The organism is Streptomyces sp. NPDC107575 (genome assembly GCF_055657265.1).
This window is the reverse complement of record NZ_JBVKBG010000004.1, coordinates 890988-912808: the sequence shown is the minus strand read 5'-3', so window position 1 is coordinate 912808 and position 21821 is coordinate 890988. Positions and strand designations below refer to the sequence as shown.

General features: G+C 70.5%; 20 protein-coding genes and 2 tRNA genes. 11 read left to right on the top strand and 11 right to left on the bottom strand.

Going from position 1 to position 21821, the window contains the following annotated elements; genetic code table 11:
- Positions 1-58: 58 nt before the first annotated feature.
- From ACZ7L4_RS23845 to ACZ7L4_RS23825, 5 genes are all read right to left on the bottom strand, one after another.
- Positions 59-1390 (bottom strand): HD-GYP domain-containing protein, encoded by a 1332-nt coding sequence (locus ACZ7L4_RS23845; RefSeq protein ID WP_472105310.1) that lies wholly within the window; start codon positions 1388-1390, stop codon positions 59-61.
- Between the two features lie 148 nt (positions 1391-1538).
- Complete coding sequence (gene rsrA / locus ACZ7L4_RS23840; protein ID WP_422409631.1) at positions 1539-1835, bottom strand: mycothiol system anti-sigma-R factor; 297 nt, start codon at positions 1833-1835, stop codon at positions 1539-1541.
- The gene (locus ACZ7L4_RS23835) at positions 1832-2497 is read right to left on the bottom strand and encodes a sigma-70 family RNA polymerase sigma factor (protein WP_425829768.1); all 666 of its coding nucleotides are present in this window, start codon (positions 2495-2497) and stop codon (positions 1832-1834) included. The genes rsrA and ACZ7L4_RS23835 overlap by 4 nt, the downstream gene beginning before the upstream one ends.
- A 244-nt stretch (positions 2498-2741) precedes the next feature.
- A complete protein-coding gene (locus ACZ7L4_RS23830; protein WP_472105308.1) occupies positions 2742-3380 on the bottom strand; it encodes an alpha/beta hydrolase family protein in 639 nt (212 codons plus the stop codon).
- Positions 3381-3407: 27 nt separating this feature from the next.
- Positions 3408-4223: an SOS response-associated peptidase gene (locus ACZ7L4_RS23825; RefSeq protein WP_472105306.1), complete on the bottom strand. Its 816-nt coding sequence runs from the start codon at positions 4221-4223 to the stop codon at positions 3408-3410.
- Between the two features lie 60 nt (positions 4224-4283).
- On the opposite strand from ACZ7L4_RS23825, the gene ACZ7L4_RS23820 reads away from it, so the two are divergent.
- The 4 genes from ACZ7L4_RS23820 (at position 4284) to ACZ7L4_RS23805 (ending at position 7803) form a co-directional block, all read left to right on the top strand.
- Positions 4284-4985: a M50 family metallopeptidase gene (locus ACZ7L4_RS23820; protein WP_472105304.1), complete on the top strand. Its 702-nt coding sequence runs from the start codon at positions 4284-4286 to the stop codon at positions 4983-4985.
- Positions 4986-5021: 36 nt separating this feature from the next.
- The gene (gene aroA, locus ACZ7L4_RS23815) at positions 5022-6347 is read left to right on the top strand and encodes a 3-phosphoshikimate 1-carboxyvinyltransferase (protein ID WP_472105302.1); all 1326 of its coding nucleotides are present in this window, start codon (positions 5022-5024) and stop codon (positions 6345-6347) included.
- Positions 6348-6359: 12 nt separating this feature from the next.
- Positions 6360-7370 (top strand): ribosome small subunit-dependent GTPase A, encoded by a 1011-nt coding sequence (gene rsgA, locus ACZ7L4_RS23810; protein WP_472105300.1) that lies wholly within the window; start codon positions 6360-6362, stop codon positions 7368-7370.
- 109 nt (positions 7371-7479) lie between these two features.
- Positions 7480-7803, top strand: coding sequence for a DMT family transporter (locus tag ACZ7L4_RS23805; protein ID WP_450812475.1), 324 nt, complete (start codon positions 7480-7482; stop codon positions 7801-7803).
- 22 nt (positions 7804-7825) lie between these two features.
- Here the strand turns inward: ACZ7L4_RS23805 and ACZ7L4_RS23800 are convergent, their stop codons facing one another.
- On the bottom strand, positions 7826-8407 hold the full coding sequence (locus tag ACZ7L4_RS23800; protein ID WP_472105298.1) for a TetR/AcrR family transcriptional regulator: 582 nt from the start codon (positions 8405-8407) through the stop codon (positions 7826-7828).
- 154 nt (positions 8408-8561) lie between these two features.
- Here ACZ7L4_RS23800 and hisN point away from each other — a divergent pair, with 154 nt between their 5' ends.
- Together hisN and ACZ7L4_RS23790 are read left to right on the top strand one after the other, a co-directional pair.
- Positions 8562-9362 (top strand): histidinol-phosphatase, encoded by an 801-nt coding sequence (gene hisN / locus ACZ7L4_RS23795; RefSeq protein ID WP_472105296.1) that lies wholly within the window; start codon positions 8562-8564, stop codon positions 9360-9362.
- A gap of 168 nt (positions 9363-9530) precedes the next feature.
- A complete protein-coding gene (locus tag ACZ7L4_RS23790; protein ID WP_472105294.1) occupies positions 9531-9929 on the top strand; it encodes a CBS domain-containing protein in 399 nt (132 codons plus the stop codon).
- Positions 9930-10026: 97 nt separating this feature from the next.
- Here the strand turns inward: ACZ7L4_RS23790 and katG are convergent, their stop codons facing one another.
- Positions 10027-12237: a catalase/peroxidase HPI gene (gene katG / locus ACZ7L4_RS23785; protein ID WP_472105292.1), complete on the bottom strand. Its 2211-nt coding sequence runs from the start codon at positions 12235-12237 to the stop codon at positions 10027-10029.
- Positions 12238-12374: 137 nt separating this feature from the next.
- On the opposite strand from katG, the gene ACZ7L4_RS23780 reads away from it, so the two are divergent.
- The 4 genes from ACZ7L4_RS23780 (at position 12375) to ACZ7L4_RS23765 (ending at position 15724) form a co-directional block, all read left to right on the top strand.
- Positions 12375-12794, top strand: coding sequence for a Fur family transcriptional regulator (locus tag ACZ7L4_RS23780; RefSeq protein ID WP_450812469.1), 420 nt, complete (start codon positions 12375-12377; stop codon positions 12792-12794).
- 144 nt (positions 12795-12938) lie between these two features.
- Entirely contained in the window at positions 12939-13697 is a 759-nt protein-coding gene (locus ACZ7L4_RS23775; RefSeq protein WP_472105290.1) for an ABC transporter ATP-binding protein, read from the top strand.
- Positions 13694-14560 carry an ABC transporter permease gene (locus ACZ7L4_RS23770; RefSeq protein WP_472105288.1) on the top strand — a complete coding sequence of 289 codons (867 nt, stop codon included), beginning with the start codon at positions 13694-13696 and terminating at the stop codon, positions 14558-14560. The genes ACZ7L4_RS23775 and ACZ7L4_RS23770 overlap by 4 nt, the downstream gene beginning before the upstream one ends.
- A gap of 30 nt (positions 14561-14590) precedes the next feature.
- Complete coding sequence (locus ACZ7L4_RS23765) at positions 14591-15724, top strand: ABC transporter substrate-binding protein (protein WP_472105286.1); 1134 nt, start codon at positions 14591-14593, stop codon at positions 15722-15724.
- A gap of 56 nt (positions 15725-15780) precedes the next feature.
- Here the strand turns inward: ACZ7L4_RS23765 and ACZ7L4_RS23760 are convergent.
- From ACZ7L4_RS23760 to ACZ7L4_RS23745, 4 genes are all read right to left on the bottom strand, one after another.
- Positions 15781-15854 (bottom strand) — tRNA-Met (locus tag ACZ7L4_RS23760).
- 190 nt (positions 15855-16044) lie between these two features.
- Positions 16045-17841, bottom strand: coding sequence for a tetratricopeptide repeat protein (locus tag ACZ7L4_RS23755; RefSeq protein ID WP_422474020.1), 1797 nt, complete (start codon positions 17839-17841; stop codon positions 16045-16047).
- 228 nt (positions 17842-18069) lie between these two features.
- Positions 18070-18143, bottom strand: a tRNA-Met gene (locus ACZ7L4_RS23750).
- A 47-nt stretch (positions 18144-18190) separates the two neighbouring features.
- Positions 18191-21088, bottom strand: a complete 2898-nt coding sequence (locus ACZ7L4_RS23745; RefSeq protein ID WP_472105659.1) for a UPF0182 family membrane protein — start codon at positions 21086-21088, stop codon at positions 18191-18193.
- Between the two features lie 143 nt (positions 21089-21231).
- Here ACZ7L4_RS23745 and ACZ7L4_RS23740 point away from each other — a divergent pair, with 143 nt between their 5' ends.
- Positions 21232-21774, top strand: a complete 543-nt coding sequence (locus ACZ7L4_RS23740) for a PPA1309 family protein (protein WP_472105285.1) — start codon at positions 21232-21234, stop codon at positions 21772-21774.
- The last annotated feature ends 47 nt before the right edge of the window (positions 21775-21821 follow it).

The following is a 21821-nucleotide window of genomic DNA, read 5'->3' as shown; positions in this document are numbered from 1 at the left end:
ACCCGCCCCGCCGTGCGCGGGGCCGGCCCTTCGGCGCGGTGCTCCGGGTCGGCCCCCGTCACCGGGACGCCGCCGGCGGGGCGGCGATGCTTTCCGGCCGGGGCGCGGGCACCACCGCCTCGTCCGCCGTCACCACGGGATGCCACCCGTCCCGCTCCAGGACCCGCACCAGCGCTCCCACCATCACCGGGTCGAACTGCGAGCCGGCACATCGCTCCAGCTCCGCCAGCGCCACCGGGACCGGCCGCGCCCGCGAGTACGTGCGCGTGGACGTCATCGCGTCGAAGGCGTCCGCCACCGCCACCACCCGCGCGAACTCCGGGATCTGCGGCCCCGCGAGCCCGTACGGGTAACCGCTCCCGTCGAGCCGCTCGTGGTGGTGCAGGATCGCGGCCCGCGCCTCACCGAGGAACGCGATCCCCCGCACCATCTCGTGCCCGTACTCCGGATGCAGCTGGATGACCTCGCGCTCCTCGGGTGTCAGTGGTCCGTCCTTCCGCAGCAGCCGCGTGGGCACGCCGAGCTTCCCCACGTCGTGCAGGATCCCGGCGAACCGCAGGGCCTCCACCCGCTCCCCCGCCATGCCGAGCTCGCGCGCGATCAGCATCGACGCCTGCCCGACCCGCTCGCTGTGCCCGCGCGTGTACCCGTCCTTGATGTCGACGGCCTGCACGAGCGCCCTGATCGTGGCCTGGTGGGCCGACCGCTCGCGCTGGTACTGGGCGAACACCCAGCAGGAGATGTACATCGGCAGGAGCACGAGCAGGGCGGCGACCGGACCGTACGAACTCGTCCACATCATCGCCATCACGAGACCGGCGAGCCCGTGTGCGGCCACCGGCGCGAGCATCCGCAGGAAGAGCCCGCGCCAGGCGCCGCGCAGCGGGACCCGCTCCGCGGTGGCGAGCACTCCCCCGTCGAGCACGGTGAGCGCGGCGCAGAACGCGAGGACCGCGGCGCCGCCGGGCACGAGCGCGTACGGGAACCGGGGGTCGGCGACCGCCCCGGGTCCGCCGAGCGCGCCGAAGACCCGCGCCGCGGCCCAGCAGGCGAGGGCGAGTTGGGCCGCGCGCCACACCTTGCGCAGCCATGCGGGCCGCCGCTCGACGGAGGCGAGCAGTGCACCGGGCAGGGCGACGAGCGCGGCGGCGGCTGGCGGCAGCAGAAAGGCCCCGGCGAGCAGCACGGGAAAGAAGGTGCCCATCCCCTTGGGCGCGCGCCGCCCGACGAGCCGGCAGCGGCCGAGCTGCTCACAGCCCGCGTAGAGGAACGCGAGCAGGGCGGCGCCGGGCCACCACGTGGGGGCGGAGAACGCGGGTGCGGCGCAGACCGCGGCGACACCGGCGGTCAGGAGCACATACGCACGGGCCACAGGCGGAACCGACCGCATGCCCCAACTCCCTCCCCAAGGCGTCCAGTTCAGGGAGGATAGGACGCGCGCGAAGGCGCTCGCGGGGCATCACGGGGATTGCCGGGGCCTCGGGCCCCGGATTCGCACGATCGGGTGAACGGGGCGCCGAAGTGCCCCGCCGACCGGCTCAGGCGAGCGGGTTGCCCATGCCCTCTTCGGGCGTGGCCTGGCCGGAGCGGATCACTTCGATCCGCCCCATGACCTTGGCCCGCAGATCGGTGGGCACGTCGTCATGACCGCAGCACCGCTTCACCAGCTTCTTGACGGCCTGCTCCAGGCCGTACTTCTCCAGGCACGGGGAGCACTCCTCGAAGTGCACCTCGAACTTGGTGCAGTCACTGTCCGGCATCTCGTGGTCGAGGAACTCGTAGAGATGGTCCAGGACTTCCGCGCAGTCCGTCTCGTGCGGCTCTCCGCAGCTCATGAGCCCGAGCCTTTCGCTTCGTTCGCCTGACCGGCACCGGCCGGGACGAGCCCGCGGTCACGGGCGTAGTCCTCGAGCATGCCGCGCAACTGGCGACGGCCACGGTGCAGCCGGGACATCACCGTACCGATAGGTGTTCCCATGATGTCCGCGATCTCCTTGTACGCAAAGCCCTCTACGTCCGCGAGATAGACCGCGATGCGGAATTCCTCGGGGATCGCCTGCAGGGCCCGCTTCACGTCCGAGTCGGGCAGGTGGTCGAGCGCCTGCGACTCGGCGGAGCGCAGACCGGTCGACATGTGCGACTCGGCCCGGGCCAGCTGCCAGTCCTCGATCTCCTCGGCGGCACTGCGCTGGGGCTCGCGCTGCTTCTTGCGGTACGAGTTGATGAAGGTGTTGGTCAGGATCCGGTACAGCCACGCCTTGAGGTTCGTGCCCTCACGGAACTGGTGGAACGAGGCGTACGCCTTCGCATACGTCTCCTGCACCAGGTCCTCGGCGTCGGCCGGGTTGCGCGTCATGCGCAGGGCCGCCGAATACATCTGGTCGAGGAATTCCAGCGCGTCCCGCTCGAAGCGCGCGTTGCGCTCTGCCGTGCTCTCCGGGCGCTCGTCCGCCTGGCCGTGCTCGGTCCCTGCGTCGGTCCCTGTGACCGGACCCACCTCCTCAAGCGACGTCGCGGGGACGAACGAGACCCCGCTCGAATCGGAGGATAGACGACGATCCGGTCCGCCCGCCGCCCGAACAGAAGTGGTCTTGGCCGCGCTCAGCACGCTCCACTCCAGGTCAGGAGCGGTGGCACGACTGGGGCAAGCGACTGAACCCATGCGGCGGACTTCCTCTCGTACGAACTCTGTGCACCGACAGTCCGCACAACAGCCGTCCCGCCCTCAACATTCCCGATCGTCAGGCGAGTGATCCGGTCCACTTCACGACGGCGTCGGTGATGACGTCGAGGGCCTCGTCCTGGGTGATGTCCGCGCGCTTCGGCACGGCGAAGCCGTGGTCCCCGAAGGGGACTTCGACGAGTTCGTACGCGCCCTGCTCGGGGAACTCCGCTGGCTTGCCGAACGGGTCGTTGCCGCCCTGCACGACGAGGGTGGGCACGCCCGCGCCGAGGAGTTCGTCGGCACGGGACTTCTCCGGCTTGCCCGGCGGGTGCAGCGGGAAGCTGAGCGCGAGGACGGCGGCGGCGCCGAGCTCCCCGGCGGTGCGGCAGGCGACACGGGCGCCGGCGCTCCTGCCTCCGGCGATCACCGGGAGGCCGGGCTTCTCCAGGGCGGGCCAGATGCCCCGCCACCCCTTGTCGAGCGTCTTGGGCGCGGGCGCGAGCTTCTTCCCCGCGATGCGCCACGGCTGCTCGACGAGCGCGACGGTCACTCCGTGGGCGGGCAGGGCGGCGGCGAGGGCCTGGAGATCGCGGGCCTCGATACCGCCGCCTGCACCGTGGCTCACGGCCAGGACCAGTTTCGCCTTTTTGGCCACGTGCCAGGTGATGCGGGCGTCGCCGGTTTCGGTGGGGACGAGTTCAGTGGTGCTGGTCACCCGGCCATCGTGCCTCTCCGAGGCCGCCTAGAACAGCGTCCCCTCCTCCGGCCCCTCCAGTTCCTTCAAGAGTTCCGGTCCGTTGTTGCGCACATTGCTCACCGCCGTGGACACGGGATACGCCCGCATCAGCCCCTCCGGAGGAGGGGCGAGGAGCGCACGCAGGTCGTCGACGTCCGTACGCGCCGGGTCCAGCCAGTCGTCCCACCGGTCCGGCGTCAGCATCAGCGGCATCCGGGGGTGGATGTCGGCGAGGGACCTCGGCCCCTCCTCCGGTGCCACACCCAGCGGCCCGGTCTCCGCCTCCGTGGTGATCACGGAGCACGTCACCCACCAGGCCAGCGGATGCTCGTCCGGGAGCGTGCGGTCGTGCCAGAACTCGTAGAGCCCCGCCATCGCGAAGACCGAGCCGTCCGCGGGCGTCACGAAGTACGGCTGCTTGCGCGGGCGCTTCTTCTTGCCCTCGACCTCCAGATCGCGCTCGGAGGCCGCGGTCACCCACTCGTAATAGCCGTCCGCGGGCAGGATGCAGCGCCGCGTGGTGAAGGCCCGGCGGTACGAGGGCTTCTCGTGCACGGTCTCGGCCCGCGCGTTGATCATCCGGGCGCCGCCCTCAGGGGTCTTCGACCAGGACGGCACGAGCCCCCACTTGAGCTTGCGCAGCTGGCGAACCGGACGCCGGTCGTCGGCGTCTTTCACCGGGCGGTCGAGTACCGCGTAGACCTCCTTGGTGGGAGCCACGTTGTAGTCGGCCTCATAGGCCTCCTCCGGCTCCCACTTCTCGATCTCAAAGATTCCTGCGAGATCCTCGGGCCTGCGACTCGATGCATAACGTCCGCACATACGTGCCACAGTGCCAGATGCCGACCCGCCACCGAACCCGAACGGGAGCAGCCGAAATACATGGACGCCAGCCTCTGGGACCGGATCTTCGGAACCCAGTCCGACCCCGACCAGTGGGTGACGATCGCCACAGCCGTCGTCGCGCTCGCCGCGATCGTCCCGCACACCGTCTGGCGGCTGACCCGTAACGCCATCACGATCGCCCACGAGGGCGGCCACGGCCTGATCGCGCTCCTCATGGGCCGCAAGCTCGACGGCATCCGGCTGCACTCCGACACCAGCGGCCTGACCGTCAGCCGGGGCAAGCCGACCGGGCTCGGCATGGTCCTGACGGCCGCCGCCGGGTACACGGCCCCGCCGCTGCTCGGCCTCGGCGGCGCGGCGCTCCTCTCCGAGGGGCACATCACCCTGCTGCTGTGGCTGGCCACGGCGCTGCTCGTCGTGATGCTGGTGATGATCCGGAACGCGTACGGGGCGCTGACCGTGGTGGTCACCGGCGGCGCCTTCGTCCTCGTCTCCTGGCTCACGGGGCCGCAGGTGCAGGCCGCCTTCGCGTACACCGTCGTCTGGTTCCTGCTGCTCGGCGGCGTACGCCCCGCCTTCGAGCTGCAGCGCAAGCGCCACAGGGGCGGCGCGGGCGATTCCGACGCGGACCAGCTCTCGCGCCTCACGCATGTCCCCGCGGGCATGTGGCTGTTTTTCTTCCACGCCGTCTCACTGTGCTCACTGATCGGCGGGGGCCGCTGGCTGCTGGGGCTGTGAGCAGGTGCCTTCCCGGGGGCCGACTAGAGTTGGGGCATGACCACGAACCCGGCCCACACCGCCCTCTGGCCCGCCCCTCTCGCGAGCGGAGCCGTCGACGCGACTGTTCAGGTGCCGGGGTCCAAATCCGTCACCAACCGGGCGCTCGTGCTCGCCGCCCTCGCCGCGGAGCCGGGCTGGCTGCGCCGCCCGCTGCGCTCCCGGGACACGCTCCTGATGGCGGCCGCGCTGCGCGAGATGGGCGTGGGCATCGACGAGGGCGTGGGTCCCGACGGGACCGGTGAGGCCTGGCGCGTCATCCCCTCCGGCCTTCAGGGGCCCGCCACGGTCGACGTCGGCAACGCGGGCACCGTGATGCGCTTCCTGCCGCCGGTCGCCTCGCTCGCCGACGGCCCGATCCGCTTCGACGGCGACCCCCGTTCGTACGAGCGTCCGCTGCACGGCGTGATCGACGCGCTGCGCGCGCTCGGCGCCCGGATCGACGACGAGGGACGGGGCGCGCTGCCGCTCACGGTGCACGGCGGGGGCGCCCTGGAGGGCGGCCCGGTCGAGATCGACGCCTCGTCGTCCTCCCAGTTCGTGAGCGCCCTGCTGCTGTCGGGCCCGCGCTTCAACCAGGGCGTCGAGGTCCGGCACGTCGGTTCGGCGCTGCCCTCCATGCCGCACATCCGGATGACGGTCGACATGCTGCGCGCGGTCGGCGCCCAGGTCGACACCCCGGAGTCCGGCGGCGAGCCGAACGTGTGGCGGGTCACGCCCGGCGCCCTGCTCGGCCGGGACATCACCATCGAGCCGGACCTCTCGAACGCCCAGCCGTTCCTGGCCGCGGCCCTGATCACCGGCGGCAAGGTGACGATCCCGGACTGGCCGGAGCACACCACGCAGCCCGGCGACGCGCTGCGCGACATCTTCACGCAGATGGGCGGCGCCTGCGAACTGACCGAGCGCGGGCTCGAGTTCACCGGCTCCGGCAGCGTGCACGGCATCGACGTCGACCTGAGCGAGGTCGGCGAGCTGACCCCCGGCATCGCCGCGGTGGCCGCCCTGGCCGACTCCCCGTCCACCCTGCGCGGCGTCGCCCACCTGCGACTGCACGAGACGGACCGGCTCGCCGCCCTCACCAAGGAGATCAACGAGCTGGGCGGTGACGTGACGGAGACCGCCGACGGTCTGCACATCCGCCCCCGCAAGCTGCACGGCGGGATCTTCCACACGTACGACGACCACCGCATGGCCACCGCGGGCGCGATCATCGGCCTCGCGGTCGATGGCGTACAGATCGAGAACGTGGCGACCACCGCGAAGACGCTGCCGGACTTCCCCGACATGTGGGCCGCGATGCTCGGGACCGACCGGGCGTAGGGGCACACCGCGATGCGCCGCTACGGCAAGCACACCGACGAGGACGACATCCGCCAGCGCCCGAACCGCAAGGGCAACCGGCCGCGGAGCAACATCCGTCCCAAGCACGAGGACGCGGCCGAGGGCATGGTCCTCACGGTCGACCGCGGCCGCCTCACCGTCCTCATCGACGACGTCGCCGTGACCGCCATGAAAGCCCGTGAGCTGGGCCGTAAGGCGGCGGTCGTGGGCGACCGGGTCTCCGTCGTCGGCGATCTGTCCGGCAAGAAGGACACCCTCGCGCGCATCGTCCGCATCGAGGGGCGCAGCTCCGTGCTGCGCCGCACGGCCGACGACGACGACCCGTACGAGCGGGTGGTCGTCGCCAATGCCGACCAGCTGGCCATCGTCACCGCGCTCGCCGACCCCGAGCCGCGCCCGCGCATGATCGACCGCTGTCTGGTGGCGGCGTTCGACGGCGGGCTCGACCCGCTCCTCGTCCTGACGAAGTCGGACCTGGCCCCGCCGGAGAAGATGCTCGAGCTGTACGGGGCGCTGGACATCCCCTACGTCGTCACCAGCCGCGAGGAGCTGGAGGACGGCACGGCCGTGGAGCGGGTGCGCGAGCAGCTCGACGGGAAGGTCACGGCGTTCGTCGGGCACTCCGGTGTCGGAAAGACGACGCTGGTCAACGCGCTGGTGCCGGACGACCAGCGGCGCACGGTGGGGCACGTGAACGCGGTGACGGGCCGCGGCCGGCACACCACGACGTCGGCCCTCGCGCTGCCGCTGTCCGGGGACGCGGGCTGGGTGATCGACACGCCCGGCGTGCGCTCCTTCGGCCTGCACCACGTGGACCCGTCGCGCGTCATCCACGCCTTCCCCGACCTGGAGCCGGGCACCGAGAACTGCCCGCGCGCGTGCAGCCACGACGAGCCGGACTGCGCTCTCGACGCCTACGTGGAGGAGGGGCACGCGGATCCGGCCCGGCTGTACTCCCTGCGCCGGCTGCTCGCCACGCGCGAGCGGCGCGAGGGGGACTGACCTCGGCCTTGTTTGCTGCCGCCGCACACAGGTAAGGGCATAATCGCACCAAGCCGGACGCAAGATCACAGACATTCAGAGATCAGTGGAACGCGGGAGGCACAAGGACATGGCGTGGCTGCTGGTCGTCGTCGCGGGGATCCTGGAGACCGGGTTCGCCGTCTGTCTGAAGCTCTCCCATGGTTTCACCCGGCTGTGGCCGACCATCGCGTTCGCCGCGTTCGCCCTCGGCAGCTTCGGCCTCCTCACGCTCTCCCTGAAGAAGCTCGACGTGGGGCCCGCCTACGCGGTGTGGACGGGCATCGGGGCGGCCGGCACGGCGATCTACGGCATGGTCTTCCTCGGCGACGTGGTCTCGGCCCTCAAGCTCATCTCGATCAGCCTCGTGATCGCGGGCGTCATCGGCCTGCAACTGTCGGGCTCCGCGCACTGAGCGCGTCCGTTCCACGGCCTGCCTACCGGCGCACGACCTCGCGCACCATCCGCGCGACCCCGCCCTCGCCCGGCGGCGCCATGACGCACGACAGCGCGAGCCGCACCGCCACCTCGCAGTCCCGCGCCAGCGCCTCCGCCTCGCTCTTCGCCACTCCCGGCACCCCGAGCGCGGCCACGCTCCGGTCCCGTACGGCGGCCACGAAGTCGGCAGGACCCGGCAGCGGCCCGTCGGCCCTGCGCTGCGCCGGCACGGACGAGGAGGACGGCACGGCGGACAGCGTCGGCGAGGGCAGGCGCTCGCTCCAGCAGCCGGTGAGCGCGGCCCGCACGAGCGGATTGCGCCGCGCGCTGGCGACGGTCCACTCGGCCACGGAGTCGAGCCCGCCCTCCTTCAACGCCCGGTCCACGCCCGCGAGATACGCGTCGGCCTCCCGCCGCACGAGGGCGCGCGCGAGCCCTTCCTTGCTGCCGAACTCGTTGTAGAGGGTCTGCCGGGAGACCCCGGCGACCGCCGCCACGTCGACCATGCGCACGCCGCCCCACGGTCGCCGCGCGAGCGCCGTGTAGGCCGCGTCCAGTAGGGATTCCCGCGCTGCAGGCATCGTCGCCTCCCCGGTTCGCCGGGTTTCGTAAGGCCTGTGTGGCCAGAGTTGACGCGCCCGTACGCAGTGTCAAGGCCTCTCGCCGAGCGCACCGGGCCCGCCGTCGGATCGGTCCCTGTAGCAGTCGGCGTACCACGATCGATACTGTTCACTCATGCCCGACTACCAAGATGATCTGCGGCTCGCCCACGTCCTCGCGGACGTCGCCGATGCCGCGACGATGGACCGGTTCAAGGCGCTCGACCTGAAGGTGGAGACCAAGCCGGACATGACTCCGGTGAGCGAGGCGGACAAGGCCGCCGAGGAGTTGATCCGCGGCAATCTCCAACGGGCGCGACCGCGGGACGCGATCTTGGGCGAGGAGTACGGGATCCAGGGCACGGGCCCGCGCCGCTGGGTGATCGACCCGATCGACGGGACCAAGAACTATGTGCGCGGCGTGCCGGTCTGGGCGACGCTGATCTCCCTCATGGAGGCGGGCGAGGGCGGCTACCAGCCGGTCGTCGGCGTCGTCTCCGCCCCCGCGCTGCAGCGTCGTTGGTGGGCCGCGAAGGGAGCGGGCGCGTACACGGGGCGCAGCCTGACGTCCGCCTCGCGCATCCACGCCTCGAAGGTGGGCCGCCTGGAGGACGCCTCGTTCGCGTACTCCTCGCTGACCGGCTGGGAGGAGCAGGGCAGGCTCGACGGGTTCCTCGACCTGACGCGCGCCGTGTGGCGCACGCGCGGCTACGGGGACTTCTGGCCGTACATGATGGTCGCCGAGGGCTCGATCGACATGTGCGCCGAACCGGAGCTCTCCCTGTGGGACATGGCGGCGCCGGCGATCGTCGTCGCCGAGGCGGGCGGCAGCTACACCGGGCTCGACGGCCGACCCGGCCCGCACAGCGGCAACGCGGCGGCCTCGAACGGCCTGCTCCACGACCAGTTGCTGAGCTATCTGCGCGCTTCGGTGTGAGCGCGCGTTGAGCGGCACGCGCGCCTGAACTCGCTTCTCGCGCCCTCTTGTTGACACTCCCTTTGCCTGCGACTCTGAGAGTCCCCCCACTTGTGAACTTGTGAACCGTTTCTCGTACCGCACGGGACCGGTGCCACAAGTGCCTCACACAGGAAGGTGGCTCCATCCATGCTCGTCCGTGACGCCATGAGCACGATGGTCCTCACCATCGGCCCCAACCACACCCTGCGCCAGGCGGCCCGGCTGATGTCGGCGCGCCGCATCGGCGCCGCCGTCGTCCTCGACCCGGACGGCTGCGGCATCGGGATCCTGACCGAGCGCGACATCCTCAACGCCCTGGGCCAGAACCAGAATCCGGACCAGGAGACCGCCGGCGCCCACACCACGACGGACGTCGTCTTCGCCGCCCCGTCGTGGACCGTGGACGAGGCCGCCGCCGCGATGGCGCACGGCGGCTTCCGGCATCTCATCGTGCTCGACGGTCAGGAGCCGGTCGGCATCGTGTCGGTCCGCGACATCATCCGCCGCTGGGCCCCCCGGCGGCAGCCCGCCTCGCTCCCGGCGTAGACCCACGGCAGAGGGCCGGTCCCCCGAAGGGAACCGGCCCTCTTCACTCACGCGCCGAATTCACTCACACATCGAATTCACTCACGCGGCAAGGCGCTCAGCGCACGTCGAACCGGTCCAGGTCCATGACCTTGGCCCACGCCGCGGCGAAGTCCTTCACGAACTTCTCCTTGGCGTCGTCGCTCGCGTACACCTCGGCGAGCGCGCGCAGCTCGGAGTTGGCGCCGAAGACCAGGTCGGCGCGGGTGCCGGTCCACTTGACCTGCCCCGAGGCGTCCGTGCCCTCGAACTCGTCCTGCGCCTTCGTCGTCGACTTCCACTGGGTGTCGATGTCGGTGATGTTGACGAAGAAGTCGTTGCTCAGGACGCCCGGACGGTCGGTCAGGACGCCGTGCTTCGACCCGCCCGAGTTGATCCCGATGGTGCGCAGGCCGCCGACGAGGACGGTCATCTCGGGAGCGCTCAGGGTCAGCAGGTTCGCCTTGTCGGTGAGCAGGAACTCCGCCGGGAGGCGGTTGCCCTTGCCCGCGTAGTTGCGGAAGCCGTCGGCCTTCGGCTCCAGGGCGGCGAAGGACTCGACGTCCGTCTGCTCCTGCGAGGCGTCGACACGGCCGGCCGTGAACGGCACCTCGACCTGGACGCCGCCGTCCTTGGCGGCCTGCTCGACGGCCGCGGAGCCCGCGAGCACGATCAGGTCGGCCAGGGAGACCTTCTTGCCGCCCTTGGCGTTGAAGGACTCCTGGATGCCCTCGAGCACACGGAGCACCTGCGCCAGGCTCTCCGGGTCGTTGACCTCCCAGCCGCGCTGCGGCTCGAGGCGGATCCGGGCGCCGTTGGCACCGCCGCGCTTGTCGCCGCCGCGGAACGAGGAGGCCGAGGCCCAGGCCGCGGAGACCAGCTGCGGAACCGTGAGGTCCGAGGCCAGCACCTGCTCCTTGAGCGCCGCGACGTCGGAGGCTTCGATGAGCTCACCCTCGCGCGCCGGCAGCGGGTCCTGCCAGAGCAGCTCCTCGGAGGGGACCTCCGGGCCGAGGTAGCGGACGACCGGACCCAGGTCACGGTGCGTCAGCTTGTACCAGGCACGGGCGAACGCGTCCGCGAACTCCTCGGGGTTCTCGTAGAAGCGGCGCGAGATCGGCTCGTAGATCGGGTCGAACTTCAGCGAGAGGTCCGTGGTGAGCATCGTCGGAAGACGCTTGACCGAGGGGTCCTCGGGGTCCGGGATGATCGCCTCGGCGTTCTTCGCCACCCACTGGTTGGCGCCGGCCGGCGACTGCGTGAGCTCGTACTCGTACTCGAAGAGGTTCTTGAAGAAGTAGTTGCTCCACTGCGTGGGCGTCTCGGTCCAGGTGACCTCGAGGCCGGAGGTGATGGCGTCGCGGCCCTTGCCGGAACCGTGGCCGGACTTCCAGCCGAGGCCCATCTGCGCCATCGGGGCACCCTCGGGCTCGGCGCCCACGAGGTCCGCGTCGCCCGCGCCGTGCGTCTTGCCGAAGGTGTGGCCACCGGCGATGAGGGCGACGGTCTCCTCGTCGTTCATCGCCATGCGGCGGAACGTCTCACGGATGTCGCGGGCCGCGGCGATCGGGTCCGGGTTCCCGTTGGGACCCTCCGGGTTGACGTAGATGAGGCCCATCTGGACGGCGCCGAGCGGGTCCTCGAGGTCGCGGTCGCCCGTGTAGCGCTTGTCGTCGAGCCAGATCTGCTCGGGGCCCCAGTAGACGTCCTCGTCCGGCTCCCACACGTCCGCGCGGCCACCCGCGAAGCCGAAGGTCTTGAAGCCCATGGTCTCCAGGGCGACGTTGCCGGTGAGGATCAGGAGGTCGGCCCAGGAGATGCTCTGGCCGTACTTCTTCTTCACGGGCCACAGCAGACGGCGGGCCTTGTCCAGGTTCCCGTTGTCCGGCCAGCTGTTGAGCGGGGCGAAGCGCTGCTGACCCGCGCCCGCGCCACCGCGGCCGTCGCTGATCCGGTACGTACCGGCGGAGTGCCAGGCCATCCGGATCATCAGCGGGCCGTAGTGCCCGAAGTCGGCCGGCCACCAGTCCTTGGAGGTGGTGAGGACCTCGGCGATGTCGCGCTTCACGGCCGGGAGGTCCAGGGAGTTGAACGCCTCGGCGTAGTCGAACTCCTCACCCAGCGGGTTCGCCACGGCCGGGTTCTTCGCAAGGATCTTGAGATTGAGGCTCTCGGGCCACCACTGACGGTTGCCGCCACCCTGCGTCGGGTGCGCCGCTCGGCCGTGCGCGACCGGACAACCGCCCGCCTCCGCGTTGGGGTCCGTCACAAATTCTTGATTCTCGGACATTGGGTGCCCTTCCCGAGTCGTCCTGTCGCTTGGCTATAGCCGAGCCTGATCCTACAATGGACAATGTCTAAGTCAAGGAAAGCTCCAAAGTCACATCCAATCGGGGCCCAGGTCCCCTGACTGTTAGGCTGGTCCTTATGAGTGACCTGTTGGAACGGCTGCGCGGACGCGGCTGGCGGATGACCGCACAGCGGCGCGTCGTGGCCGAGGTTCTCGACGGGGACCACGTACACCTCACGGCCGACGAGGTGCATGCGCGCGCGACCGCGAAGCTGCCGGAGATCTCACGGGCCACCGTCTACAACACGCTCGGTGAGATGGTCTCGCTCGGCGAGGTGATCGAGGTCGCGACGGACAAGCGCGCCAAGCGCTACGACCCGAACGCGCACCGCCCGCACCAGCACCTGGTCTGCGACCTGTGCGGCCAGATCCGCGACGTCCACCCGACGGGCAATCCGCTGACGGCACTGCCGTCCGACGAGCGCTTCGGCTTCACGATCTCGGACGTCGAGGTCACGTACCGGGGGCTGTGCCCGAACTGCGCCGCGAAGGCGTAGCGCTCCACACACCTCGAAAGGCCCGCACCGCACGGTGCGGGCCTTTCGCATTGCATGAGCCAACCACGCACCCCCTTCCGCAATCTGACGGGTCGTCATATTCTCGCGGTCGCCCACGAGAATCCGCCGCACCCCGGAGGGCCCATGCATCCCAAGCTCCAAGCCCGCGCACTCACCAGGACGTTCGGCAGCACGCACGCCCTCGGCCCGCTCGACCTGACGGTCACCCCCGGCGAGTTCGTCTGCGTGGTCGGCCCCTCGGGCTGCGGGAAGTCCACCCTGCTCCGGATCGCCGCGGGCCTCACCCGCCCCTCCGGCGGCACCCTGGAGATCCGTACGACGAGCCCGCGACCGGCCGCGATGATCTTCCAGGACTACGGGATCTACGACTGGAAGACCGTCCTGGCCAACGTCCGCTTCGGCCTCGACATCCAGAAGGTCCCGCGCAAGGAGGCGAACGCCCGGGCCCACGACTGGCTCGCCCGGATGGGCCTCGCCGACTTCGCCGACGCCTACCCGTCCGCCCTCTCCGGCGGCATGCGCCAGCGCGTCGCCATCGCGCGGGCACTGGCGGTGGAGCCGGAGATCCTCCTCATGGACGAGCCCTTCGCGGCCCTCGACGCCCAGCTCCGCACGATCCTCCAGGACGAGCTGCTGGCGCTCACCCAGACGACGCGGACCACCACGCTCTTCATCACGCACAGCCTGGAGGAGGCGATCGTCCTCGGCGACCGGGTCCTCGTGATGTCGGCCCGGCCGGGGCGCGTGATCGCCGAACGCAGGCCGCCGTTCGAGCGCCCGCGCTCCGGCGACATCCGCGACACCCCCGAATTCACCGCGCTGAAGGGCGAGTTGTGGGACCTGCTGCGCGGCGAGGTGCACCAGGAGGCGGTCCCGGCATGAGCGCGCTCACCCCCACCAAGGCCGCCGACGACCTGCTGGTCCGCGCCCCCGGCCCCGAGGAGCTCCACCCCACCCGCGCCCGGCGCAGGCGCCGCGCCCTCGAACTCTCCCTCGCGGTCGCGGTCCCCCTGGTCCTCGTCCTGCTCTGGCAGCTCGCGGCCACCCAGTCCTGGATCGACGAGCGGATCTACCCGGCCCCGTCCACGATCCTCGCCGACGGCTGGCAGCGCGCGGCCGACGGCGAACTGTGGCCGGACGTCTGGGCCACCCTCAAGCGAGTCCTCGCCGGGTACGTCATCGGCACGGTCTCCGGCTACCTCCTCGGCCTCCTCATGGGCTCGATCTCCCTGGTCCGCGCGGCACTCGAACCCCTGCTCGACGCCCTCTACGTCGTGCCGAAGCTCGCCCTGCTGCCGATCTTCCTGAACATGTTCGGCCTGGGCGAGGGCCCGCAGATCGCGCTCGTCGCGGCGACGGTCTTCTTCTTCGTATGGATCTCGACGATGGCCGCGGTCATCTCGGTCCCCACAGGCCACCGGGACGCCGGCCAGGTCTTCGGCGCCTCACCGTGGCAGATGTTCCGCCACGTCCTGCTCCCCGCCTCGCTCCCCGCCGTCCTGGTCGGCGCGCGCATCGCGGCGGGCGTCGCGGTCCTGGTCATCGTCGCCTCGGAGCAGATCGCCGCGAACGACGGCCTGGGCCATCTGATCTTCGACGCCCGCGCCCTCTTCCAGAACGACGTGATGTTCGTCGGCATCGTCTGCGTCGCCGCCCTCGGTGTCCTCTTCTCCGAACTGGTGCGCCTGGCGGGTCGTTTCCTCACCCCCTGGGCCCCACGCGACCGCGGCCGCGGCCAGTCCTGACTCCCCCTCTGCTTCTTGTACGGAGGCTCCATGCGCACCAGATACGTAGGTACGACCCTGCTCGCAACCGGCGCCCTGCTACTGGGCACCACGTCCTGCGCGAAGAACGACACCTCGTCGGACGCCGCGGCCAAACCCCGGGCGATCAAGGCGGTCGCGGGCTGTGGCAAGGGCTCCTGGACCGATCCGGCGGAGCGCTCCGCCGACCGCGAGCCGGCCCGCTGCGACAAGGGCGCGCCCGCGCCGCGGAAGCTCGGCAAGCCGCGCAAGTTGACGATCGCGACGGGCACGCTGAGCGCCGAGTACGTGGCGCCGCTCGAAATGGCGGTCAAGAAGGGCGAGTTCAAGAAGGAGGGCCTCGACGTGAAGCTGAAGGTCCTCCCCACGCCCGACGCGCTCCCCCTCCTCGCCAAGGGCGACATCGACGCCCAGTGGGCCGCACCGGAGGCCGCGGTCATGAACGGCATCCTCGGCGGCTTCGACATCAAGTGGGTGTCCGGCAACTTCTCCCCCGACCCCAAGTCCAAGAGCGGGCTCTGGGTTCGCCTCAAGAAGGGGCAGAGCGCGTCCCAGGTCCGGATGGCGGGCAAGAAGATGGGCACGCTGATCGGCAAGGGCTCGGTCGCCTCGTACCCGATGAACATCGCCCTGAAGGAGCACGGCGGCGGCCTCGACAAGATCCAGTTCCAGCAGCTCGGCTCGGCGGACGTGCTGACCGGGCTGCAGAACGGCGGCGTCGACTCCGCCTGGCTCCTCGACCCGATCTGGCGCAAGGTCGACGGCGACAAGCGCTACGCGTTCCTCGGCGGTCAGCCGCAGGGCGAGCCGCTCGGCGGCATGCTGTTCGGCCCGAACCTGCTCAGCAAGGACCCGGACGCGGGCGTCGCGCTGCTGCGCGCGTACATCCGCACGGTCAACACGTACTTCCGGGACGACTACAAGAAGGACCCGGCGTTCGTGTCCGAGCTGGCGCGCATGCTGAAGACGGACAAGAAGGTCCTGGAGGAGACGCCGTCCCTGCGGATGGACTGGGAGATCCGCTCCGGCACGACGGACCGGCTGCAGGCGGCGTACAAGGCTGCGGGCGTCTCCGAGGGCGATCCGCTGCCGGAGTCGAAGACGGTGAACAGGAAGCTGTACGAGGAGGCGGTGGGCCACAAGTAGCCCCGAACACGCCTGAGGCCCGGAACCATTACTGGTTCCGGGCCTCAGACCTTGAGTAGCGGGGACAGGATTTGAACCTGCGACCTCTGGGTTATGAGCCCAGCGAGCTACCGAGCTGCTCCACCCCGCGCCGTTGTGTTCACAACTCTACGCTACGCCCCCGACCAGCGCAAACCGCTCCGCGGGGGACGGGGGTGCCGCCCGCTGCGGTCGGCCGCCACTGCCTTGGGCAATCTGCCGCCTTGGGCGGCAGGGTGGGCAAGGCGGCGCCCGGTGCCGCGCAACGAGAACGTCGGGCTCCGCCCCGGTGCAGCCCGGCGCTACGCCGACAGCTCCTGCCGCAGCGCGTCCCGCAACCGCCCCGCCCGCTCCGCGACTTCCGCGGGGCCGAGCTCGACCGCCCGGGACGCCCACTTCTGCCCCTCGGCGAGATCACCGCGCCGCGCACACAGCAGCGCGAGCCGCAGCGCCGCACGCCCGTGCCCCGCATCGGCCGCCCGTGTCCACCACAGCGCCGCCTCCGGCTCACTGCCCTCCCGGGCGAGCAGCAGCCCCAGGTTGAACGCCCCGTTCCGCGACCCGGCCTCCGCGGCCTCGCGGTACCACCGTGCCGCCTCCACCACATCGCCCCGCGCGGCGGCCAGCATCCCGACCCGCACCTGGGCCCGCCGGTGCCCGTGCTCGGCGGCCCGCTCGTACCACTCCTCGCACTCGCTCTTCTCGGTGACGGGCTCCCCCAGCTCGTGCCGCACCGCAGGCGGCCGCCGCACGTCGAGCAGCGAGGCGAGCCGGTACGCCGCCTCCCCGCTGCCGCCCCCGGCCGCACACCGCAGGTGCCGCTCGGCGGCCTGCTCGTCGCCCTCGCGCTGCCGCGCGATCCCGGCCTGCAACGCCGCCTCGGTGTGCCCACCGGCCGCGGCCCGCTCGTACCACTGCAGCGCCGCCGCCTCGTCGTCCCGACTCGCGTACAGGATCCCGAGGTTGAACGCCGCGTCGACGCTGCCGGCCTCCGCCGCCTTGGAGAACCAGGGCTCGGCGCCGACCGCGTCCCCGTTCTGCAGAAGCAGCACCGCCAGCGCGTTGGCCGCCTCGCGGTGACCCGCGTAGGCGGCGCGCCGGTACCAGCCCTCGGCCTGCGCGGTGCGCTGCTGCTCGGCGCAGAGCAGACCGAGGTTGTACGCGCCGTTGTTGTCGCCCGCGTCCATGGCCGCGCGGTACCAGCGCTCGGCGGTCTGCGTCTCGCCGCGCTCGGCGTGCAGGGCGCCCAGCGCGTTCGCCGCGTTGCCGTCGCCGTCTTGGGCGGCCCGCAGCCACCACACGGCGGCGCTCTCCTCGTCGCCCGCGTCGCGCAACAGGAACGCGAGGGCGCACGCGGCGCGCGCCTCACCGTCCTTGGCGGACGTCAGGTACCAGCGTCCGGCCTCCTTCAGCTCGCCGCGCTTCTCCAGGATCGAACCGAGGTGCAGCGCGGCCCGCCGGTGCCCGCGCGCGGAGGCCTGCCGGTACCACTGCTCGGCCTCCTCCGCCGGGTTGCCGCCGTCCCCGGAGACGAGCACATCGGTGCCGCCCTTCCGGTCGAGCGCGCGGGCGAGCCGGTACGCGGCCTCCCGGTGCCCGCGCTCGGCGGCGACCCGCATCCAGCGCTCGGCCCCGACGTCGCTGCGGTGCTCCAGAAGATCGGCGAGTGCGTACGCGCCCAGGGTGTGGCCGTGCTCGGCGGCCTGGCGCAGCCAGTACTCGGCGGCGGGCTCGTCGCCGCGCTCGCGGAAGTGCCGGCCCAGGGCGTGCGCGGCGGGCGCGGAGCCCGCGACGGCCGCGACGCGCCACCAGCCCGCGGCCTCGTCCGCGTAGCCGCGCGTGTGGAGCAGGACTCCGAGGTTGTTGGCCGCGGCCCGGTCACCGGCGCCGGTGGCAGCACGCAGCAGGGGCTCGGCTCCGTCGAGATCTCCGCGGCGCAGCAGCATGGCGCCGAGGACGCTCATCGCCTCGACGTCGCCGGCCTCCGCGGCCAGCCGCTGGCGTGCTTCTTCCGCAGCCTCGCCGGGTTCGTCCCGATCGGTCGGCTGCACAAACCGCCCTGTCTCCAACAGAGTTGCCTTGTCCCCCATAACGTCCATCGTCGCACCACCTGCAACCTGGGTACACCTCGTATACCGCAGCCAGTGAGGTCACTTCAGCGTTTTGTCGACATGCCCACAGGGAGACAAGTGAAACACAGATTTCTGAACTCCCCCCGAGGGGAGCACCGTTCGCACATGCTTCGCACATGCCAGTGGCTCATGACGGCAGGGGCCCCGACGCACCGAAGGCCCGGAAGCCTTAGCTTCCGAGCCTTCGATCTTCAGTAGCGGGGACAGGATTTGAACCTGCGACCTCTGGGTTATGAGCCCAGCGAGCTACCGAGCTGCTCCACCCCGCGCCGTTGTGCTGAAACCGTACCACGGCGCGGAGGGGTCACTTGACCAGTCAGCCGCCGGCCGCCTCCTTGTCGCTGTTCTTGTCGTTCTTGTTGTCCGCTGCCGCCTTGTCCGCCTTGTTCTGCGCGTCCTCGGCCCGCTGCAGAGCGTCCTGCAGCCGGTCCTGGGCCTCGCCGTAGGCGGTCCAGTCGTTGTCCTTCAGGGCCTTCTGGCCGTCCTTGAAGGCCTCGTCCGCGTCCGCGAGCGCTTCCTTCACCGTCGAGTTCTCCGGCGTCTCGCTCGTGTCCCCGCCGGGCTTCTCCGGCTCCGCCGGGGAGTCGCCCTTCACGTCGAAGGCCTGGTTGAGCGCCTCGGGCAAGGAGTCCGCGAACCCGATCTTGTTCCCGTAGCTGACCGCGACCTTGCGCATGAGGGGGTACTCGGCATTGCGGCCCTGGGCGTAGATCGGCTCTACGTAGAGGAAGCCCTTGTCGAGCGGCACCGTCAGCAGATTGCCGTACAGGACCGTCGAGTCGGCACCCTTCATGTCGCGCACCCAGTTGGCCACGGTGTTCGAGGAGTTGAGCGTGTTCTGCACCTGCTCGGGTCCCGCGACCTTGTCCTCGGTGACTCTGAGGAGCCTTATGGCGCCGTAGTCCTTACTGGTCGCGTCGGCGTCGACCGCCATGAACGCTCTCAGGTTGGGCCTGCCGCTCGGCGTGAACGTCGTCGTCAGCGAGAACTGCTGACTGGTCTGACCCGGCATCTTCATGGACAGGTAGTACGGCGGGACCGCGCTGTTGTCCTTCTTGGTCGGGTCGTTCGGCACCTGCCACGCGTCGGACGCGTTGTAGAACTGGTTCGAGTTCGTCACGTGGTAGAGGCTCAGCAGCTCACGCTGCACCTTGAACATGTCCTGCGGGTAGCGCAGGTGCTCCTTCAAGGAGGCCGGGATCGCGCTCTTGGGCTCGACCGTGCCGGGGAACGCCTTCTTCCAGGTCTTGAGGACCGGGTCCTTGTCGTCCCACGTGTAGAGCTTGACCTCGCCCGTGCCCGCGTCGACGGTCGCCTTCACCGAGTTGCGGATGTAGTTGACCTGGTTCTGCTGGGCCACCACGGCGCGCTGGCTGTCCGCCTCGTTGAGCGAGTCGGCGGTGCTGTCGCCCAGCGTCGTACGGGACGCGTAGGGATAGCCGTTCGACGTCGTGTAGGCGTCGATGACCCACTTGATCTTGCCGTTCACGACCGTCGGATACGGGTCCCCGTCGATCGTCAGCCACGGCGCGACGGCCTCGACGCGCTCCTTGGGAGTGCGGTTGTAGAGGATCCGCGAGCCCTCACCGATGGCTCCCGAGTACAGGATCTGCGGCTCGCTGAAGGCGACGGCGTACGCGGCGCGGTTGAGCGGGTTCGCCAGATTGACGCCGCCCTTGCCCTTGTAACTGGTCGTCTTCTGGGTGCCGTCGTCCTGCTCGTAGTCCAGCTCCTTCTGCGGCCCGCCGACGATCGAGTACTGCGAGGTCTTCTCGCCGTAGTAGATGCGCTGGTTGTAGTCCCCGAGGTCGCCGGTGGTCGGCAGGCCCGACTCGGTGAACTGCGGGGCGCCGCCGGAGGTCGCCGTGCCCTTCGCCGTCACGGCGCCGTAGCCGTGCGTGTAGACGAAGTGGTCGTTGATCCAGTTGCGCTTGTCGAGCTTGCTCAGGTTCAGCTCGCGCAGGCCGACGACGGTGTCCTGGCCCTTGTACCGGTCCACGTCCAGGGTCGTCGGGAACTGGTAGTACTTCCGCTGCTGTTCGAGCTGCTGGAAGGTCGGCGAGACGATGTTCGGGTCGTTCAGCCGGTAGCTGGCCGCCGAGTCGGACTCCGTCCGCTGCTTCTTGGCGTCGTCCGAACCCTTGCCCTTGTAGTCCACGGGCTTGGCCTTGTCGATGCCGTACGCCTTACGGGTCGCCTCGATGTTCTTCGTGATGTACGGGGCTTCCTTGGACTGCTCGTTCGGCTGGACCTGGAACTTCTGGACGATGGCCGGGTACAGGCCGCCGATCAGGATCGCCGAGAGCACCATCAGGCCGAAGCCGATGACCGGCAGCTGCCAGGTGCGCCGCCACAGGGTCGCGAAGAAGAGGATCGCGCAGATGACGGCGATGCAGAACAGGATCGTCTTCGCCGGCAGATACGCGTTCGCGTCGACGTACCTGAGGCCCGTCCAGTTGTCCGTCGCCTTGAAGTCGCTCTGCTTCACCGCCAGCCCGTACCGGTCGAGCCAGTACGCGACCGCCTTCAGGGCCACGAAAACGCCCAGCAGCACGGAGAGGTGCCCCGTCGCCGCGGCCGTGGCACGCGCGCCCGGGCTGGTGATCCGCAGGCCGCCGTACAGGTAGTGCGTCAGCGCCGCGGCGACCAGGCCGATGACCGCCGCCGCGAACCCGAAGCCGAGCAGGAAGCGGTACCAGGGCAGATCGAACGCGTAGAAGGACACGTCCATGTGGAACTGCGGGTCCTTCTGGTTGAACGGCACGCCGTTCACGAACATCAGCCACGTACGCCACTGGCTGGCGGCCGAGGCTCCCGCGATCAGGCCCACGAGGGCGGTGACGCCGACGAGCAGCCATCGCTTGAAGGGCGCGATGCCCATCCGGTAGCGATCGAGGCTCTGCTGCTCCATCGACATGGCGCTCAGCGGCGGGCGCAGCCGGTGCGCCAGCCACACGTTCACCCCGACGGCGAGCGCCATCAGCAGGCCGAAGACGAAGAAGAGCCCGATCTTCGTCCACAGTTGGGTCGTAAAGACGGACGAGAACTTGACCGAGCGGTACCAGAGCCAATCGGTCCAGAATCCGGCGAACATGACGAAGGCCATGCCGAGCACGGCCAGGACGCCCAGCGTCAACAAAAGCGTTCGGGCACGCCGGGAGGGTCGGCCGACTCTGATCCGCGGACCCGTCGGGCCCCCGCCGCGGTCCGGCATCTGGAAAGCCAAGGTGTGCACCTCGAAGTTCGGTATTCGATCGGTCGGTCGGGCCCCCGAGATCGCGGACCCATCACCTATGCAACTTACTCACGCTTTACTCAGTTCCCGGTTCGGGGCAGGAACGAGGCAGGATTGTGACCATGTCCAACACTCCCATGGCAGCGAGCCCCCTCACCCGAGCCGTTCTCGAGATCGACGAGTACGCCGCCGGTCTCGGCTGGGACCAGCCCGCTCGCCTCTTCGCCCTCGTCGACACGGCCGCGCTGCGCGCCCAGGAACCCGCTCTCGCGGCCCAGCTCGGGCTCGAGGACGAGCAGGAGGCCCCCGGCCTCACCCCGATCGAGCAGGACGAGATCCCTGCCGGTAAGCCGCTGGACGAGTTCCTCGGCACCATCGCGTGGCCCGACGCCGTCGTGGGCTGTGCGCTGACGGTCGAGCGCCTGATGCTGCCGCCGTCCGCGGAGGCCTCCGTCCCGGAGGGCCTGAGCGGCAAGAAGCTCACGAAGTGGGTCTCCGAGCACCCGGACCGCCAGGAGGTCCGCATGACGGTCGGCGTACTGCGCGACGGCACCCGCGACTCGGCGCTGCGGCTGCGCGAGAAGGACGCGACGACCGAGGTCCTCACGGGCTCGAATCTCGTACCGGGTCTCGCGGAGGCCCTGTCGGTGACGTTCGCCGAGTGAGCTTTTCCTCGGCTACGTAGAGGGGCGCCACCGGTCGGATCCGGTGG

What these genes read in the sequence shown, in the direction of transcription:
- ACZ7L4_RS23800 (WP_472105298.1), bottom strand. Translation starts at nt 8,407, where the DNA reads ATGCCTGCAGCGCGGGAATCCCTACTGGACGCGGCCTACACGGCGCTC.
- ACZ7L4_RS23805 (WP_450812475.1), top strand. Translation starts at nt 7,480, where the DNA reads ATGGCGTGGCTGCTGGTCGTCGTCGCGGGGATCCTGGAGACCGGGTTC.
- ACZ7L4_RS23740 (WP_472105285.1), top strand. Translation starts at nt 21,232, where the DNA reads ATGTCCAACACTCCCATGGCAGCGAGCCCCCTCACCCGAGCCGTTCTC.
- ACZ7L4_RS23770 (WP_472105288.1), top strand. Translation starts at nt 13,694, where the DNA reads ATGAGCGCGCTCACCCCCACCAAGGCCGCCGACGACCTGCTGGTCCGC.
- ACZ7L4_RS23845 (WP_472105310.1), bottom strand. Translation starts at nt 1,390, where the DNA reads ATGCGGTCGGTTCCGCCTGTGGCCCGTGCGTATGTGCTCCTGACCGCC.
- ACZ7L4_RS23825 (WP_472105306.1), bottom strand. Translation starts at nt 4,223, where the DNA reads ATGTGCGGACGTTATGCATCGAGTCGCAGGCCCGAGGATCTCGCAGGA.
- ACZ7L4_RS23745 (WP_472105659.1), bottom strand. Translation starts at nt 21,088, where the DNA reads ATGCCGGACCGCGGCGGGGGCCCGACGGGTCCGCGGATCAGAGTCGGC.
- ACZ7L4_RS23820 (WP_472105304.1), top strand. Translation starts at nt 4,284, where the DNA reads ATGGACGCCAGCCTCTGGGACCGGATCTTCGGAACCCAGTCCGACCCC.
- katG (WP_472105292.1), bottom strand. Translation starts at nt 12,237, where the DNA reads ATGTCCGAGAATCAAGAATTTGTGACGGACCCCAACGCGGAGGCGGGC.
- ACZ7L4_RS23765 (WP_472105286.1), top strand. Translation starts at nt 14,591, where the DNA reads ATGCGCACCAGATACGTAGGTACGACCCTGCTCGCAACCGGCGCCCTG.
- ACZ7L4_RS23755 (WP_422474020.1), bottom strand. Translation starts at nt 17,841, where the DNA reads ATGGACGTTATGGGGGACAAGGCAACTCTGTTGGAGACAGGGCGGTTT.
- rsgA (WP_472105300.1), top strand. Translation starts at nt 6,360, where the DNA reads ATGCGCCGCTACGGCAAGCACACCGACGAGGACGACATCCGCCAGCGC.
- ACZ7L4_RS23780 (WP_450812469.1), top strand. Translation starts at nt 12,375, where the DNA reads ATGAGTGACCTGTTGGAACGGCTGCGCGGACGCGGCTGGCGGATGACC.
- aroA (WP_472105302.1), top strand. Translation starts at nt 5,022, where the DNA reads ATGACCACGAACCCGGCCCACACCGCCCTCTGGCCCGCCCCTCTCGCG.
- ACZ7L4_RS23790 (WP_472105294.1), top strand. Translation starts at nt 9,531, where the DNA reads ATGCTCGTCCGTGACGCCATGAGCACGATGGTCCTCACCATCGGCCCC.
- ACZ7L4_RS23775 (WP_472105290.1), top strand. Translation starts at nt 12,939, where the DNA reads ATGCATCCCAAGCTCCAAGCCCGCGCACTCACCAGGACGTTCGGCAGC.
- hisN (WP_472105296.1), top strand. Translation starts at nt 8,562, where the DNA reads ATGCCCGACTACCAAGATGATCTGCGGCTCGCCCACGTCCTCGCGGAC.
- rsrA (WP_422409631.1), bottom strand. Translation starts at nt 1,835, where the DNA reads ATGAGCTGCGGAGAGCCGCACGAGACGGACTGCGCGGAAGTCCTGGAC.